The following is a 17,294-nucleotide window of genomic DNA, read 5'->3' as shown; positions in this document are numbered from 1 at the left end:
AAACATCCCATTTCTACTTCGCTTAGCTTAGGCTAAGCTACCTTTGAATACCTTGATGCGCGGGCGCTCACGGTTGCGCTGCTGTGCAGTGGTTTCCGTGCGGCCTCCTGGTGTCAAGGGTTGGTTAGCCTAACCTAAATCATTAGGGTAGGCTAAGCCCGCTAGATGTTGATCTTCGAGAGGCGCTCTCATGGTGGTTGCTCGTCCGGACACGAGTGCGGATATCGATATCCGGGCAGAGGTGGGAGCGATCCTGGGTGTCTCCCCGGAATCTCTCGAACTCGATACCGACCTGGTCACACAGGGTTTGGACTCGCTGCGCATGATGCGCCTGGCCGGCCGGTGGCGTAAGCGGGGAATGGATATCGACTTCGCGCGGCTGGCCACCGCGCCGACGATCGGCGCGTGGGCGGAGCTCGTGCGGCCCGGCGACGCCCCGGATCAGCCGGATGCTACTCGCGACGCCACTCCCGCAATGGATATCGAGCAGCCCTTCCCCTTGGCGCCGATGCAGCACGCGTATTGGATCGGTCGCTCCAGCAGCCTCACCTACGGTGGGGTGGCCGCCCACCTCTATGTGGAGTTCGACGGTCGCGAACTCGATCCGGAACGTTTCCGGGCAGCCGTGACAGCACTGGTGGCGCGTCACCCGATGCTGCGGCTGCGGGTGCTGCCCGACGGACGGCAGATCATCGGACAGCATGCGGATGTTTTCGCAATGCACGACCTGTCATCGGAAACTCCGCAGGCGGCCGCCGAAATCCTGGAGCGCCGCCGGAACGAGGGAACGCACCGTGCGCTGCCGATCGAGGACGGCGAGGTGCTGCGCATCGAACTGACCCGGCTCCCCGCCGGCGGCTCGCGGGTGCACCTGGATGTGGACATGATCGCCGCCGACGCCATGAGCTATCGGGTGCTCGTCGACGATCTGGCCCATCTCTACCGCGGCGAGGAGTTGCCGGAGTTGGGCGTCACCTTCCCGGAACTGTCGGCGCACCGGGCCGGGCGTACCGCTCGCGCCGAGGATATCGCCTGGTGGCAGCAGAAGATCGCCGACCTGCCGGGCCCGCCGGAACTGCCCGGGAACGAAGACCGAGCCCACCGGGATGCCGCCACTGTCCGGCTCCATCACGTCATCGACGCCGGCGACCGGCGCCGTCTGGAAGACCACGCGCATCGCCGCGGCGTGACACCCGCAGCCGCGGTGGCAGCCGTGTTCGCAGAGGCCGTCGGCGCATACTCGGCCACCCCGCGCTTCCTGCTCACCGTCCCGCTGTTCGACCGCGATATGGTGCACGCCGATGTCGACAAGGTGGTCGGCGATTTCACCTCCTCGCTCGTGATAGATGCCGATCTGCGCGCACCCGCGACCCTGGCCGAGCGGGCCGGGCAGATGCGTACCGCGATGCACGAGGCCGCCGCGCACGGCAGTTTCGGCGGTCTGGATGTGCTGCGCGAACTCGGCCGCCGCCGTGGCGAACCCGTGGTATCGCCGGTGGTTTTCACCAGTGCGCTGGGTCTCGGCGAGCTGTTCTCGCAGGCTGTCACCGATGTGCTCGGCGAACCGTCCTGGATCGTCTCCCAGGGCCCACAGGTACTGCTGGATGCCCAAATCACCGAGGTGGCGGGCGGTCTGCTGCTGAACTGGGACGTGCGGGCGTCCGATCTCGAACTGCGGACCGCGCGGGCGATGTTCGCCTACTACGTGCGCCTGCTGGACCTGCTGATCGCAGGGCAGTGGGACGGTCCCGCGCCCGATCCGGTCCCGGACGAGGTACTGGCGCAGCGGCGGGCGACCGAGCGTCCGCTACCGGAAACCGACGCTTTCGACGGCACTCTGCACGGGCACTTCCTGGCCGCGGCCGACCGCCGCGCAGATGCACCCGCCATCGTCACCGACACCCGGACCTGGACCCATATCGAGGTCGCCGGGGAGGCTCGGCGCATTGCGGGCGCGCTGCACGCGGCGGGCGTGCGGTCCGGCGATACCGTGATCGTCGATTTGCCCAAGAGCGGTGACCAGATCATCGCAGCGATCGGTGTGCTCACCGCCGGGGCCGCTTACGTGCCGATGGCGCCCACTCAGCCACGGATGCGCAGAGAACGGATCGCCACGGTCGCGACCCCTGCCGCCGTCCTCACCGATCGGCCGGAGCGCTGGGCGGATTCGCCGAGCCGGGTCCTCGACCTGGCGGCCGCGCGGACCGCCACGGCTGTCGAACCGGTGCCGGTCTCGCCGGATGCGTTCGCCTACATCCTGTTCACCTCGGGTTCGACGGGACAGCCCAAGGGGGTCGAGGTGCCCCATCGTGCCGCGGTGGCGACCCTCACCGACCTGACCGGACGATTCGGTCTCGGTGCCGGGGACCGCAGCCTGCTGGTCTCGTCGCTGGAGTTCGATCTCTCGGTCTTCGATATCTTCGGGTTGCTCGCCGTCGGCGGGGCCGTAGTGGTCCCCGGCGCCGACGAGGACACCCGAGTCGACGAATGGTCCCGGCTGCTGCGGGACGGGGCTGTCACCGTGCTCAACTGCGTGCCGTCGATCCTGGGCATGCTGCTGGACCTCGCGCCGCTGCCCGAATCGCTACGGGTGGTGATCATGGGCGGCGACAAGGTACCCGTCTCCCTGCTCGACCGTGTGGCGCGACAACTGCCGCAATGCCGGGTCGCCGGCCTCGGCGGTACCACCGAAACCGCGATCCACTCGACCATCTGCGAAGCCGCCGACGTGCCCGCGGGCGCGGCTTTCGTCCCCTACGGCGTCCCGCTGGACGGTGTGCGGTGCCGGTCGGTCGATCGGGCCGGCCGGGACCGGCCCGATCTCGTCCCCGGTGAGCTGTGGATCGGCGGTGCGGGCGTGGCCGGCGGGTACCGGGGCGACTCCGATCGCACCGCGGACAGATTCGTGGACTACGACGGCGTCCGCTGGTACCGCACCGGAGATTTGGTGCGGTACCTGCCGGGCGGCTTCCTCGACTTCCTCGGCCGGGCCGACCATATGGTCAAGATCCGGGGGTACCGGGTGGAACTCGGCGAGGTCGAGGCCGGCCTGCTGACCCTGGACACCGTGACCGCCGCGGTGGCCTGGTCGGATGGAAGGGAACTGGGCGCGGCCGTGACCGCCGGCCGCGCGGACGGTGCCGCGATCCGCGCGGCACTCGCCGAAGTGCTTCCCGCCCATATGATCCCGCGGACCGTCACCGTGCTCGACGAGCTGCCGCTCACCTCGAACGGCAAATACGATCGCGTCGCGATCGGTACCCTGATCGCGGCCGTCGACCGGGTGGAATCCGTCGCCCCCCGCACCCCGCTGGAAGCAGCCCTGGTCACCGTGCTCGGCGAACTGCTGAGTACCCGCCCCATCGGGGTCACCGACGATTTTCTCGCGCTCGGCGGTGATTCCGTGCTGGCCACCGCGTTCGTCGCACAGGTACGCCAATGGCTGGACGTGCCGCGCCTGACGGTGTCCGATATCTTCCGGCGGCGCACCCTGGCGGCACTGGCCGAACGACTCGTCGAACTGGAAGGTGAGCGGACAGCGCAGGTCGCCGAAATCTTCCTCGACGTGGCGCAACTATCCGACGAGCAGGTTCGGGCCGAGGCCGGTGCCGGCGCCACGACGTATCATTTCCAGTCCCGCAGAATCGATGTGGACCGGGATCTGGAATCGGTGCACCGATGGCTCAACCACCCCAAATCCCACTACTGGGACATGCTGAACAGTTCGCTCGGCGAGGTGGAAAAGCTGATCCGCGATGCCGGCGCCGATCCGGATCCGCGATTCGGCATGCGCATCGGGTACTTCGAGGGTGAACGTCAGTTCCTCTTCGAGCTGTACAACCCGCAGACAAGCGATCTGGCCCGGCCGGGTACCGGCTACGTCTACGAATCCGGTGATATCGGTATGCATCTGCTGGTATCCAGCAGCGAGCGGCGGCTGCCCGGTTTCACGGGTGCGGTCATGCTGCACATCATGCGCACCGTATTCTTCGAGGCCGGCGCCCATCGTGTGGTGGTCGAACCCGATGTGCGCAATACCGATGTGCAGCGGCTCAACGCCGCCGTCGGGTTCCGGGTCGCCGGTGATTTCCCGGTGCCGGGAAAAATTGCCCGGCTCAGCTACTGCACCCGTGAAGATTTTGCCCGGGCGACCGATAACGGCCGTACCCTGGCCGGAGAGGTCGAGTCGTGAGCATCGATATCCCGGATGCCGCCGAGCTACCCGATTCCACCTGCTCGTACCGTCAGGTCTACAACACCCGGCTCGCCCGGAAGATACTGGCCGAATTCTGTCATGAACGGTTCCTCCGGCCCACCGAGCTGTCCCCGGGCGAGTACGTCGTTCACTCCGACGATCGCGAGACCGAATACCGGTTCCGCGCCGAGGTCCTGTCGCTCGACAGCTGGTGCATCGACCCGGCGTCGCTGCGGCGAATCCGCCGGGGCGAGCAACTGCCGATCGACTCGATCGACCTGCTCGTCGACCTGAGCGGCCGGCTCGGTATCCCGGGCGATGCGCTACCGGAATACCTCGAGGAATTCGTCAACACCGCCACGATCAGCATGAACCGTCCCGATTCGCGCCGGATCCCGGCGGCGGATCTCGCGGTCGCGGATTTCCAGACCATCGAGAAGACGATGACCGAAGGCCACCCGTGCCTGGTCGCCAATGCGGGCCGGCTCGGATTCACTGCCGACGATATCGAGCGGTACGCGCCGGAATCGGGCGGCCGATTCGCTCTGATCTGGGTTGCGGTGCTCCGGGCGAACACCGATTTCGCCGCGGTCTCGGGTATCGATTACGACAGCCTGGTGCGCGACGAACTCGGCGCCGGCACCCTGGCCCGGTTCGATCGCGTGCTCACCGGGCAGGGGCTCGACCCGGCGTCCTATTACTACATGCCGGTACATCCGTGGCAGTGGTCGGCGAAAGTCGCCCGGATCTACGCGCTCGATATCGCCGAACACCGGATCGTGCCGCTGGGTGCGGGGCCGGATCGGTACCAGCCGCAGCAGTCCATCCGGACCGCGTTCAACGTGTCGGCTCCGGCACGCCACTATGTGAAAACGGCGCTGTCGATCGTCAATATGGGCTTCACCCGGGGTATGTCCGCCGACTACATGCGCACCACCCCGCTGATCAACGACTGGGTCCGCGGTCGGTTGCACGGCGACCGGTACCTGGCCTCGATCGGCTTCGAACTGATCTACGAGGTCGCCGCCATCGGTTACCGCAATACCACGCTCACCGCCCTCACCCGGCCGGGCTCGGAATACCGCAAGCTGCTGAGCGCGCTGTGGCGGGAAAGCCCCGTGCCCCGGGTCGCCGAGCACGAACAGCTGACCACCATGGCCGCCCTGCTGCATATCGACCACAACGGTATTCCGCTGGTCGGGGCGTTCATCGAGGTATCGGGGCTGGCCGCGCGGGAGTGGCTGGCCCGGTATCTGCGGGCCTATCTGCACCCGATCGTCTATCTCCTCTATCGCTACGAGTTCAAGTTCTCTCCGCACGGCGAGAATCTGATCCTCGTACTCGAAGGCGGGGTGCCGGTGCGCGCAATCCTCAAGGACATCGGTGAAGAGATCTGCATATTCGACGCGCCCGACGATATCCCGGAGGACTGTCGTCGTGCGGTCACCGAAGAAGGCGACGAAATCCGCAATCTCGGTGTGCTCTCGGATGTGTTCGACGATTTCCTGCGCCACCTCGCAGCGCTGCTGCACGAGAGCGGGCTGGTCACCGACGCGGAATTCTGGACCGTGGTCGCGCACAGTATCGCCGAATTCCAGGCCGGGCATCCGGATCTGGCCGATCGCTTCGAGAAATGGGATCTGTTCGTGCCGACCTTCCCGGCCATTCATATGAATCGACTGCAGATGGCGAACAGCCGCCGCATGGTGAACCTCGGTGACTCGTATTCGACACTGGTGGACGACGAGCACGCGCTGGTGAATCCCATCGCCCGGCACCGATCCGCGATCACGGCAGCCGGAAAGCAGGTGCATGCCGCGTGAACACCACAACCGACGGCAGACCCGATCTGGAAATCATCCGGGACGACCGGGGCATCCCGCATATCACCGCGGCTTCGGCCGAGGGCGCACTGTTCGGCCAGGGATATGCATGCGGGACCGACCGCGCCTGGCAGATCGAATTCCTGCGGTTGCGTGCCGAAGGTCGTACCGCGGAGGTTTTCGGTGCGGACACCGTCGAATGGGACGCCTTTGCCCGCCGCTCCGGAATGGATCGCGCCGCCCGCCGGATCTACCAGGCGTCCTCGGCACGTACCCGCTGCTTGCTCGCGGCCTATGCCGAGGGAGTCAACAGCACCCTCGAAACGGCCGAGGCCCCGGAACTGACCGAACTCGCGCACCGTCCGGCACCCTGGCAGCCGTGGACACCGATCGCGGTGTTCCTCATGCACCACATCCTGTTCGGCCGTTTCCTCACCAAGCTGTGGCGGTTGCATGCGGTGCGCGCGCTCGGCCGTGACGCGTTGACCTTGTTCGATTGCGAAGGGGTGGATCCGGCCGGTGACACGGTGCCCGAGTATCCGGACGACGCATTCCTCACCGAACTGCTGGCGGGTTTCCCCACCGGCCCCGAGCGGATCGCCTCGGTGACGGAGTCGTTCGGTGATGCCCTGTCCGGCAGCAATGCCTGGGGCGTCGCCGCAGCTCGCACCGCGACCGGTGCACCGCTGATCGCGGGCGATCCGCACCGGTTCCTGGAACTGCCCGGTATCTACCAGCAGTTCCATCTGGCGGCACCGGAATTCGACATTGTCGGCTTCGCCTTCGCCGGGGTACCCGGTACGCCGCATTTCGCCCACGCCGGGACCGTGGCCTGGGGCATCACCAACGGGATGGCCGACTACCAGGATCTGTACCTCGAGCGGCTCACCCGGACCGGCGCCGGCGTGCTCGCGGCCACCGCCGACGGCCCTCGCCCCGCCGAGACCCGAACCGAGCGGATTCTGGTCCGCGACGGCGACCCGGTCGAGCTCGAGATCATCACCACGGGCAACGGCGCGGTCGTATTCGGCGGTCCGGAAGCACCGTTCGCGGTGAGCCTGCGAACGCCCATGCTCACCGATCCCGAGACGACTTTCGACGCCGCGCTGGATGTGCTGTTCGCCGCGAACGCCGCCGAGGTGCAACGAGCGCTCGGCCGGTGGGTCGAGCCCGTCAACCGGATCGTCATCGCCGACACCGCCGGGCGGCTCACCCACCATGTCACCGGAAAGTTCCCGCTGCGGGCCCCGGAGAACTACTGGCTGCCGGTGCCCGGCTGGGACGAGCGCTACCAGTGGCGCGGCTACGTGACCGAATCGGTGCGCGACGACCGGTTCGATGCCCTCGTGCCCGGCTATTCGGTGATCGCGAACCAGCGTATCCCCGAAACGCTTGCGCTCCAGCCGACCACCACCGAAACCGTGCCGCCCCATCGCGCCGACCGTATCGATGCGCTTCTCGCGGACGCACCGGCCATGACGGTGGCCGACTGCGAACGCGTCCATGCCGATGTGCACAACGCCGCGGCCGACGCATTGCTTCGCCTGCTCCCGCCGCTGACCGGGTTGAGCGCGGCCGCCGACCGGCTGCGGAGACGGCTGCTGGAATGGGACCGCCGGATGCACGCCGACAGTACCGACGCGTACCTGTTCGCCGAGCTACGAGCACACCTGGTCCGGGCGATCACCGCCGATCCCGCTCTGGCCGGGCTGGCCGCACCGCACGGGTTCGGCGTCACCTTCACCCCGTGGTTTCTGGCGCAGACCCGGATCGCGGCCGCGCTGGAATCGGTTGTCGGCGGTGCCCCGGCGCTGGGCGTCGATATCCCCGGCTTGCTCACCGGCGCACTCGAGGCGGTCGCGGAGTCCGCCGGCGCTTCGCCGCTGCCGACGTGGGGGAGTGTGCACGTACTCGCTCCTATCCACGGATGGGATCTGGTCGGGGCCACACCGAAGCATCCCGAGGTCGCGCGGCAGTTGCGCCCGCGGCCGCAGCCGCTGGGCGGAGATGCCGAATGCGTTATGGCCAACGCCAGCGCGGTGGGCTTTTCGCATGCGTGCGGTGTCGGGTCGGCCGCTCGGTATGCGTGGGACCTGGCCGACCGTGACGCGAGCCGGTGGATCGTGCCGCTGGGCGTCAGTGGCGATCCGCGTTCGCCCTGGTTCGAAGATCAGGCGCCGGTCTGGGCACGGGGGGAGCTGATCGACATCGTCAGCGACTGGACGACAGTGCGGGACACCGCGGTGCAGCGCGATGAATTCACCCGGATTGCCGGGACCACGCGGTTCGCGCAGCCGGTGCCCGCTGCACCGGCGCAGGCCCCGCTCACCCGGAGGCAGGAAGAAGTATGACGACATTATTGACCGATGCACGACTGGAAGTCCTGCGCCGGCGCCTCGCTGTCGCGGGAGCCGGTGGCGGCCCGGTCGCGAACCCCGCGACCATCGAGACGGCTGCCACCGGCGGTCTCGGCGTCGCCGAACGCCGGATGTGGAAGATCTACCAGCTCGACCCGAACTCGGTATCCCACAATATCGGCCTGATCCTGGACTTCACCGGCACCCACACGATCGACTCGGTGATCGCCGCGTTCGAGCTCATGGTGGGTGGTGCGGCCGTGCTCAGCTCGGTGATCGTCGCCGAGGCCGACGCGGAACCGCGCCGGGAACCCGTGGAGCACACCGGCCGCTGGGTCGAGCCCGGGGCCGTCTGGGAGTGGGGCACGCTGCCGCCGGGCCCTGTCGCGACCGCTGCGGGGAAACCGATGGGCCGAGCGCAGATCCGGGCGGCCGCCGAGGCATCGGCGCAGATGCCTTTCGACCTGACCCGGGAACCGCCGTTGCGGGCGCGGATCTACGCGAATGCCGACGGCACGGCCACGATGGCGCTGGTCGTGCATCACCTGGCGGTGGACGACACTTCCTGGCCCCTGCTGCTGGGCACGCTGGTCTCCGGCTCCCGGCCCGCCGACGCCGGCCGTCCGGTGCGGCCGGCGACGGCCGCGAGCCCCGGCGAGATCGCCCGGGCACTACAGCACGCCCAGGACACGTGGGCGGCCGCGGACGTCCGGTATCCACTGTCCGGTGAGCTACCGGCGGACAGCGCCGAGCAGAGCTGGCTCGCTCCGCTCGTCGATGCCGCCGGTATCCGTGTCGAAACCCCGATCGAGCCGGCCGGCATCGAGGCCATGGACGGTGTCGCCCGCGAAGTGGGTGCCACCCTCAACGCGCTTCTCATCGGCGTTTGTGCCGTGAGCGTGTACGCGCTCACCGGTGCCGCCGACCACGTCCTGCTGGTGCCCGCCGACAATCGTGATCCCGGGGCCGGCCCCGACCGGGTCGGCTACAGCGGCAACATCGTCCCGATGCGCTTCGGTTTCGAGCCCGCGGCGAGCGTGCGCGATGCCCTGCGCGCGGCGGTGTCGGTGGTATACCGGGCGATGGAATTCGCCACCGTCGACTACGGCACCGTGCTGACCGCGCTGCGCACCGCGGGCGGGCGCTTCCCCGTCGCCGAAATCATGGCTTCGGTGCGGAACGCGCCGCTACGCGGCATCCCGAGGCCGGAGCGGGGCCGGGTGAACTGCGAGTCGGTGTTCCACGGCGTCGGCAACTATCCGCTGACGCTGGCGTTCGAACGCGGTGCCGACGAACGCGTCCACTTGGAGATCGACTATCAGCCGGAGGTAGTCGGCGCCGAACTCGCCCGCGAGGCAGGAGTACTGGTGTCCGCAGTCGTCACGGCCATTCCGCGTGCACTGGACCGCCCCCTGAACGAATTCGTCCGGACGGTCCGCGAATCCACGGCCGGAACCACCTAGATCACGCTGTCGAAAATTGCGTCGGGCGTCGCGGTGGGGACGAACGGGGGCCGAACGCAGTCGTTATCCGTATTCGAGTCGATGAGGCTACCCGTGTCAGAGAAAATCGCAGTCCCCCGAAGACAGAGATCCGAGTTCGTCACGCCGGGAGAGGGCTGGACGGCAGTCGGCCGCGGTCTCGCGCGGCTGGCCGATCCGGTCCGCACCCGGCACCACGGCGCACCGCTGCCCTGGGGAAATCCGGCCGAAGTACTCGACGCGGTGGCCGGGCAACTGGGCCCGGAGCGGGTTCCGGACAACGGGATGGGCGAGGCCGCGGCGCTCGACCGGGTGGCCGAACTGATCGCGGCCTACGGCCTGGACCTGACCCACCGGCATGCGGCGGCGCATCTGCAGCCGCCCTCGCTGCGGGTGGCCGTGGTCGCCGATGCGCTGGCCAGCGCCACCAACGCATCGCTGGATACCTACGATTCGGGGCCGGCAACTCTGGCGATCGAGAAATGGACCATCAGCGCGCTCGCCGAACTGGCCGGTTTCACCGAACGGTCCGGTGGCGTCTTCGGTCCCGGTGGTTCCTACTCGAACCTGCTCGCACTGCTGATCGCTCGCGACTACAGCGCCGCCCGGCTCGGCATCGATATCCGCCGCAACGGTGTGAGCGGCCTGCCCCGCCCGGTGGTGCTGTGTTCCCGGATCGCGCATTTCTCGGTCCATCGCGCCTGCGCCGCACTCGGTCTCGGGGAGAGCGCCGCGATCGGAGTTCCGGTCGATTCCGCGCACCGGATGATCCCGGAGGCCCTCGACGAACTGCTCACCGAACTCGCCGAGAGCCACACCCCGGTCGCGGTCGTGGCCACGGCGGGCACCACCGACTTCGGGTCTGTCGATCCGCTGCCCGAGATCGCCGATATCGCCGCGCGCCACGATGTCTGGATGCACGTCGATGCCGCATACGGTTTCGGCACGCTGTTCTCCGATAAGCTGGCCGGGCTGCTCACCGGCCTCGACCGGGCCGACTCGGTGACTCTGGACCTGCACAAGATCGGCTGGCAGCCTGCCGCAGCCAGTGTGCTGCTGCTCGCCGATCACCGACGATTCTCCTCGCTGAACCGGTCGGTGGCCTACCTCAACCCGGACGACGATATCGAGGCCGGTTTCGGTGGCCTGCTCGGCCAGACCTTGCAGACCACCCGCCGCCCCGATGTGCTCAAGGTCCTGGCCACCTTTCTCGCCTACGGCCGCACCGGGCTGGGCGAGATGCTCGATACCTGCCACGCTCTCGCGCGCCATGCCGAGCGTCGTATCGCGACCGAGCCGCAGCTCGAGCTCGTCGCACCGGTCACCATGACCACCGTCGTATTCCGCTACCGCTGTGAGGACCTGGACCTCGACCAGGTGAACGGGGAACTGCGCCGGCGCCTGATCAGCTCCGGTAAGGCGCTCATCGGCCGCACCCAGGTGCGCGTGCACGGCGAGGGCGAGCCCCGCACCTGCGTGAAGCTCACTCTGCTCAACCCCGAGACCACCGAACGCGATATCGATGTCCTGTTCGATGAACTGCTGCGTGCCGGGCTGGAAGTGGAATCGGAAGGGCTGCGCAGCGCGCACGACGAGATGGTGAAGATCCATGAGTGACATACGGAAAGTAGACGTTCTGGGGATCGGTTGCGGGCCGTTCAACCTATCGCTGGCGGCCATGGCCTCCACGATCGACGGCCTCGACATACTCGTAGTCGATTCCGCGCCGGAATTCCGCTGGCATCCCGGTCTCCTGTTCGACGAGGCGAAACTACAGGTCAGCTTTCTGTCCGATCTGGTCTCGCTGGTCGACCCGACGCATCCGATGTCGTTCCTGGCCTATCTGGCCGACGTCGACCGGCTGTACCCGTTCCTGGTGCGTGAGGACTGGTTCCCCACCCGGCGCGAGTACGAGGCGTACCTGCTGTGGGCAGTCCGGAAGCTGGACTCGCTGCGGTTCGGCAGCACCGTCGACGCGGTGCGCTGGGATGCCGTTCGCGGGCATTTCGAGGTGTCGATATCCGGCCTCGGCACCACCTCGACGCTGTATGCCGAACATGTGGTGGTCGGGGTGGGCACCGAACCCTCGATTCCGGAAGCACTCTCGACCGATTCCGCCGCGCTGGTGCACAGCGCCCAGTACCTGTACCACCGGGACAACGCTCATTGCGCGGACGCGGTCACCGTGATCGGCTCCGGTCAGTCCGGTGCCGAAATCGTCATCGACCTGCTCGAAGAGAATCTGCGCGGTGGTCCGGCCGTGCGCTGGTGGACCCGCACGCCGTGGTTCGCGCCGCTGGATTTCACCAAGCTGTCCTTGGAGATGACCACTCCGGCCTACATGGACTATTTCCACAGTCTGCCGGAGGACACCCGCGACCGAGTGCGGGCCGGGCACTGGCAGTTCCACAAGGGCATCTCCACCGAAACCCTGGAACGCCTGCACGATCTGCTCTACCGGCGTCAGTTGCTGGAGAAGTCGCGGCCCGTGGAGTTGCGTAACGGTGTCGCGGTCGAGGGCCTCGAGACGTTGCCCGAAGGCCGCCTCCGGGTCCGGGGACAGCACCGCGACACCGGGACGAAAATCGCACACACCGCCGACCTGGTGATCGCCGCCACCGGGTACCGGCACCGTAGAACCGACTTCCTGGGACCTCTGGAAGAGCACCTGCGCCGTGATTCGCGCGGCCGTCCGATAGTCGAGAACAACCATTCGGTACGTGCCGACGATGCGCTGCGGGATCGATTGTTCGTGGCCAACGCCGAGGAACACAGCCACGGTGTCTCCGCGCCGAACCTGGACATCGGTGCTGTGCGCAACGCCAAGATCCTCAACACCGTGACCGGGCGCGAGGTCTACCGCATTCCGCGGAATACGGCGTTCACCAGCTTCGGGGTCACCGGCGAGGAGGTCGTCGAGCAGGACTAGCCACTCTTTGTCAGTCCGACCTGCCTTGTGCTTCCGGTGTTCATGGCAGCCGCGCCGGCTCGCCGGACACCACCAGTGGCGTTCCTCCGGTCCGGCCGGAGGAAAATCGCCGGCCCCCGTCCGGCGGATCCGAACAGTATTTTGAGGAGTTCTAGATGTCCGACCGAATTCGCGATGTGCTCAACAGCATCCTGGAAGAAGATCTCGACCTGTCGCTGACCGACCTCGACCGGGATGCACTCCTGGTGGAGGATCTCGGCATCGATTCGGTCGCCTTCGCCATCGGCGTCGTGGCAATCGAAGAGCGTCTGGGCGTCAAGCTCACCGAGCGGGAGATGGCCGAGGCGGCGTCGGTCGGGGATCTGGAGGATCTGATCCGTGCCAAGTCCGGCGCCGTGGCATGACAGTCGCCGCCCCCGCGGATTCGTACGCCGATCTGCTCGCCCGGGCCTTCGACGACCGCGTGGTCCAGTGGACCGAACAGGCCGAACAGGACAACGAGTTTCCGCGAGTCCTGCTCGAACACCTCGGTGCCGAAGGCGTTTTCGCGCGTAAATGGGACAACCGGAAGCTGACCGATCTCGGCGACCATTTCGCACTGGCCCGTGAACTGGGTGCGCTCGGTTCGGCGGGGATCGGCGTCGGAGTCAGCCTGCACGATTCGGCGATCGCCATGCTGCGCCGATTCGGGCGCACCGATTTCCTGCGGCAGCTCGCCGAGGAGGCGATCGCGGCCGATACGGTGCTGTGCATCGCGGCGTCGGAAGAATCCGGCGGCTCGGACCTGCAGAACGCCCAGACCCGGATCGAGCCGGAGAACGGCGGATACCGGGTCGTCGGCCACAAGAAGTTCGTCTCCCTCGCGCCGATCGCCGACTATATGATCGTCGTCGGGCGCAGCCGCGGCGACGACCCGGCAACCGGATCGGGCAATGTCGCGCTGGCCGTGGTGCCGGTTGCACAGGTGCAGGTCGGTAAGCCCTACAACAAGCTCGGTGCCGGACCGTTGGACACCGCCGCGGTCGGCATCGACACATGGATTCCGGCGGAAGCGCTCCTCGCCCGTCCCGGCACCGGCCTGGCAGTGATCAGCTGGGGGCTGGCGCACGAACGCTATTCGGTGGCCGGTCAGATCGCCGCGTCCTGCGAGCGCATGCTCGGCGTAACTCTCGCCCGCATGTACGACCGCACCCAGTTCGACAAGCGGCTCTACGATCATCAGGCGTTGCGGTTACGCGTCGCCGAGTTGCAGTCGCGGGTCGATCTGCTGCGCTACGCGCTCGCCGGTGTCGCCGCCGAGGGGCGAATCAACCTGCGAACCGCCGCCTCGCTCAAGGCCACCGCGGCCGGGCTCGGCGAAGAAGTGGCCTCCCAGTGCCTGCACATCTGGGGCGGTATCGGTTACCTCGATATCGGGCTCCCGTTGAACCGCTGGTTCCGGGACATGAAATTGGCGCGCGTCGGTGGCGGCACCGATGAGGTGCTGTGGGAGTTGGTGGCCGCGGCCATGAAACCGGATACGGACGGCTATCGGGCCCTCCTCGCGAAAGTGGATACGCAATGACCGATGCCCCGGTGACGAAGCTGACCCCGACGGATCACACCTACCTGCACCTGGATACCGACAGCAGCCCGATGCACTGGGCGATGTTGCTCGAACTGTCCGCCGACGGCGGCCACCTGGATCACGGTGACGTGCGCGAACGGGTGCGCGAGCGCAGTGAACTGTTCGAGTTGTTCCGGCTCGGCATCGACCGCGGACGGTGGCGCCGCCCGCGCGAGACGGTAGCCGAGAAAGTCGATGTGAACCGGCATCTCGCCGCGGCGGGCTACGCCGACGCGACGGAGTTGAACCAGCAGATCACTGTGCTGCTCGAGACGCCGCTGCCCCGGCCGCAGCCGATGTGGCATCTGACCCTGTTCACCCCGGCCGGCGCGGGCTCCCAGTACTTCCTGCTACGGGTGCACCACGCGGTATCCGACGGTATCGCCGGTGCCGCCTTCGCCGCACTACTGGCCGACGGGTCGGCCGCGGAACTCGCCGAGTTCGAGCGATTCGCGACCAGCCCCCGGTTCCGTACGCCCGAGATCGATCCGGCCGTGCTGAAGGAGGCCAAGGCCGCCTTCGCCGAACAGCATGCCGCCGGCAAGACCGGCCGTGCCTGGCCGAAACTCACCACATCCGGCCGCCGGGAATACGCCCTGTACAGTGCGTCCACCCGCGACCTTCGCCGCGCTGCCAAAGCGCACGGCGCCTCGGTGCACGAGTTCCTGCTCGCCGCCGTCGGCCGCGCGATCAGCCTTGCCCCGCCCGGTTGCGTCCCCGCCGAAATCATCCGGGTGACCCTGCCGGTGACCAACGATCCGGAATTCCGGCACACCGGTAATGCCGTGATCGTCACGCCGCTCAATCTGGCCGGCAACGAACCGGATCTCGACCGGCAGATCCAGCGATGCAAAGCGGAATTGGCCGTCGTCGAGCGGCGCCGCCCCGAACTGGCTTCCGCGGCGCCCGCGACGGAACCGGCGCTGCCCTGGGCACTGCGGCGGATCATCGGCGGCGCGGCCATGAAACATATGAGCCCCGATATCCATATCGGTATCAATCCCGGTTTCTCCCGGGTGCGTTCCGTGCTCGGGAAACCGATCACGGAACTGACCGCGCTGTCGCCGCTGGCCGGTTATTCGTTCTCGGTGACATCGCTCATTCTGGGCAAGCGGACATCGTTCGGTATCGTCATCGACCCCGCGGCCCTGCCGTCCGGGTACGCCGACACCTTCATCGAGCACTTCGACCGGGTAATCGGCGAGGCTTAGTGCGCCCCGGCCGGCAGTATCCGGTGGGCAGAAATGGAATTCCGATGAGCAGAATCACCCAGTCGCTTTTCGACGAACCGGTTTCCGAGGCCACAGGCTTGTGGAGCGGGCCGGACGCGTCGGAGCTTACTTTCCGATCCTGGGATCAGCTGCGGGGCACGGCCCGCCGGGTGGCCGCCGGACTGGCCGAAGCCGGTGTGCTACCCGGCGATTCCGTCGCCATCCTCGCGGGCCCGGCCGACGACGTCACCGTTGCCGTCCAGGCGATCTGGATGCGTGGCGCGGCGTTCACCATGCTGCATCAGCCCACCCCGCGGATGAATCTCGAGACCTGGCTGTCGGATACGCGTGCCGTGATCGAGATGCTGGGTGCCCGGGTGGTGGTACTGAGCGAGCCGTTCACCGAGGCCGTGCGCGGTCTCGACCTCGGTGCCCCCGTTGCCGTACTCGGCGAACTGGCCGAACGAACCGAATCGATCGAGCATATGCCGACCGCCGAGGACGATACCGCGATCCTGCAGCTGACCTCCGGCACCACCGGTGTGCCAAAGGCGGTGGCGATCTCCTACCGGAACCTGCACCAGAATCATGCTGCCATGGTGGACCGGACCGGTTTCACCGCCGAGTGGGTGGGTGTCAGCTGGTTGCCGCTCTACCACGATATGGGGATGATCGGCATGCTCATGACGCCGCTGCTGGCGCAGGCGACAACGGTGATCGTGCCACCGCTCGCGTTCCTGAAAAGTCCACTGTCCTGGGCGGAGCTGATCGGTCGATTCGACGGAAATTACACCGCGGCGCCCAATTTCGCCTATTCACTGCTGGCCCGGCGGCTGCGCCGCGCGCCCGACGGGGCCTACGACCTGTCCTGTCTGCGGGTCGCGGTCAATGGTGCGGAGATCGTCGACGAAGCGACTCTGCTGGAATTTCTGGACGCGACAGAACGATTCGGCTTCCGGCCGGAAGCTCTGATGCCGGCCTACGGGATGGCCGAGACCACCCTGGCGACATCGTTCACCGATGCCGCCGCGCGGTATTCGGTGGATGTCATCGATTCCGCACGGGCCGAAGTCGCAGGTGTGGTCGAACGCGATTCCGGCGGCCTGTCGCGAACACTGATGCGGTTGGGAACACCGGTCATCGGGATCGAATTGAAGGTGGTCGATGCCGCCGGCGCGGCGCTACCGGCCGACCGTATCGGCGAGATCCTGGTCCGCGGCGACGCGGTGGCCCGGCGGTACCTCCTGCCCGAGGGGTATGTATCGGCCGTGGACGCCGAAGGCTGGCTTGCCACCGGTGATCTGGGGTACCGCACCGATACCGGTGAGACCGTGGTGACCGGACGTAAAAAGGACATCATCATTGTTTCCGGCCGTAATATCGCGCCCACCACGGTGGAGCGTGCGGCGGCGGAAGTCGGTGGCGTACGCGCCGGCAGCGTGGCGGCAGTGGCCGTGCGGCTGCCGGGGATGGCGCGCGAGGGCATCGCGGTGATCGCCGAATCCGACCTCGCCGAGGACGCCGAGGCGAGCGAGCGGATCCGTAAGGAAGTGGCGCGCGCGGTGTACGACGATATCGGCATCGCCCCGGCAGTCGTCACGATCGTGCACAAGGGCGCGCTGCCCAAGACGCCGTCGGGCAAGCTGCGTCGTTCGTCGGCCGCGCACCTGATTTCGTCCTGATCGGACGCGT

At 67.5% G+C, this 17,294-nt stretch carries 10 protein-coding genes; all 10 read left to right on the top strand.

What is annotated here, in order from left to right; translation table 11 throughout:
• The first annotated feature begins 190 nt into the window (after window positions 1-190).
• On the top strand, window positions 191-4,192 hold the full coding sequence (locus tag IU448_RS04295) for a non-ribosomal peptide synthetase (RefSeq protein ID WP_195054155.1): 4,002 nt from the start codon (window positions 191-193) through the stop codon (window positions 4,190-4,192).
• The gene (locus IU448_RS04290) at window positions 4,189-6,018 is read left to right on the top strand and encodes an IucA/IucC family protein (protein WP_195054154.1); all 1,830 of its coding nucleotides are present in this window, start codon (window positions 4,189-4,191) and stop codon (window positions 6,016-6,018) included. Before IU448_RS04295 ends, IU448_RS04290 begins: the two co-directional genes overlap by 4 nt.
• Window positions 6,015-8,369, top strand: a complete 2,355-nt coding sequence (locus IU448_RS04285) for a penicillin acylase family protein (RefSeq protein WP_195054153.1) — start codon at window positions 6,015-6,017, stop codon at window positions 8,367-8,369. Before IU448_RS04290 ends, IU448_RS04285 begins: the two co-directional genes overlap by 4 nt.
• Window positions 8,366-9,838 (top strand): condensation domain-containing protein, encoded by a 1,473-nt coding sequence (locus tag IU448_RS04280; protein WP_195054152.1) that lies wholly within the window; start codon window positions 8,366-8,368, stop codon window positions 9,836-9,838. Before IU448_RS04285 ends, IU448_RS04280 begins: the two co-directional genes overlap by 4 nt.
• A gap of 93 nt (window positions 9,839-9,931) precedes the next feature.
• A complete protein-coding gene (locus IU448_RS04275; RefSeq protein ID WP_324188503.1) occupies window positions 9,932-11,473 on the top strand; it encodes a pyridoxal phosphate-dependent decarboxylase family protein in 1,542 nt (513 codons plus the stop codon).
• Window positions 11,466-12,785 carry a lysine N(6)-hydroxylase/L-ornithine N(5)-oxygenase family protein gene (locus IU448_RS04270; protein ID WP_195054150.1) on the top strand — a complete coding sequence of 440 codons (1,320 nt, stop codon included), beginning with the start codon at window positions 11,466-11,468 and terminating at the stop codon, window positions 12,783-12,785. Before IU448_RS04275 ends, IU448_RS04270 begins: the two co-directional genes overlap by 8 nt.
• A 155-nt stretch (window positions 12,786-12,940) precedes the next feature.
• Window positions 12,941-13,189 carry an acyl carrier protein gene (locus tag IU448_RS04265; protein ID WP_195054149.1) on the top strand — a complete coding sequence of 83 codons (249 nt, stop codon included), beginning with the start codon at window positions 12,941-12,943 and terminating at the stop codon, window positions 13,187-13,189.
• Complete coding sequence (locus IU448_RS04260) at window positions 13,186-14,349, top strand: acyl-CoA dehydrogenase family protein (RefSeq protein WP_195054148.1); 1,164 nt, start codon at window positions 13,186-13,188, stop codon at window positions 14,347-14,349. The genes IU448_RS04265 and IU448_RS04260 overlap by 4 nt, the downstream gene beginning before the upstream one ends.
• Window positions 14,346-15,602: a wax ester/triacylglycerol synthase domain-containing protein gene (locus tag IU448_RS04255; protein WP_195054147.1), complete on the top strand. Its 1,257-nt coding sequence runs from the start codon at window positions 14,346-14,348 to the stop codon at window positions 15,600-15,602. The genes IU448_RS04260 and IU448_RS04255 overlap by 4 nt, the downstream gene beginning before the upstream one ends.
• A 44-nt stretch (window positions 15,603-15,646) precedes the next feature.
• Window positions 15,647-17,284 (top strand): long-chain-fatty-acid--CoA ligase, encoded by a 1,638-nt coding sequence (locus IU448_RS04250; RefSeq protein WP_195054146.1) that lies wholly within the window; start codon window positions 15,647-15,649, stop codon window positions 17,282-17,284.
• The last annotated feature ends 10 nt before the right edge of the window (window positions 17,285-17,294 follow it).

The organism is Nocardia flavorosea (assembly GCF_015477805.1).
GTDB classification, from domain to species: domain Bacteria; phylum Actinomycetota; class Actinomycetes; order Mycobacteriales; family Mycobacteriaceae; genus Nocardia; species Nocardia flavorosea_A.
The sequence above is the reverse complement of the archived record's forward strand: the minus strand, read 5'-3'. Positions and strand labels throughout refer to the sequence as shown.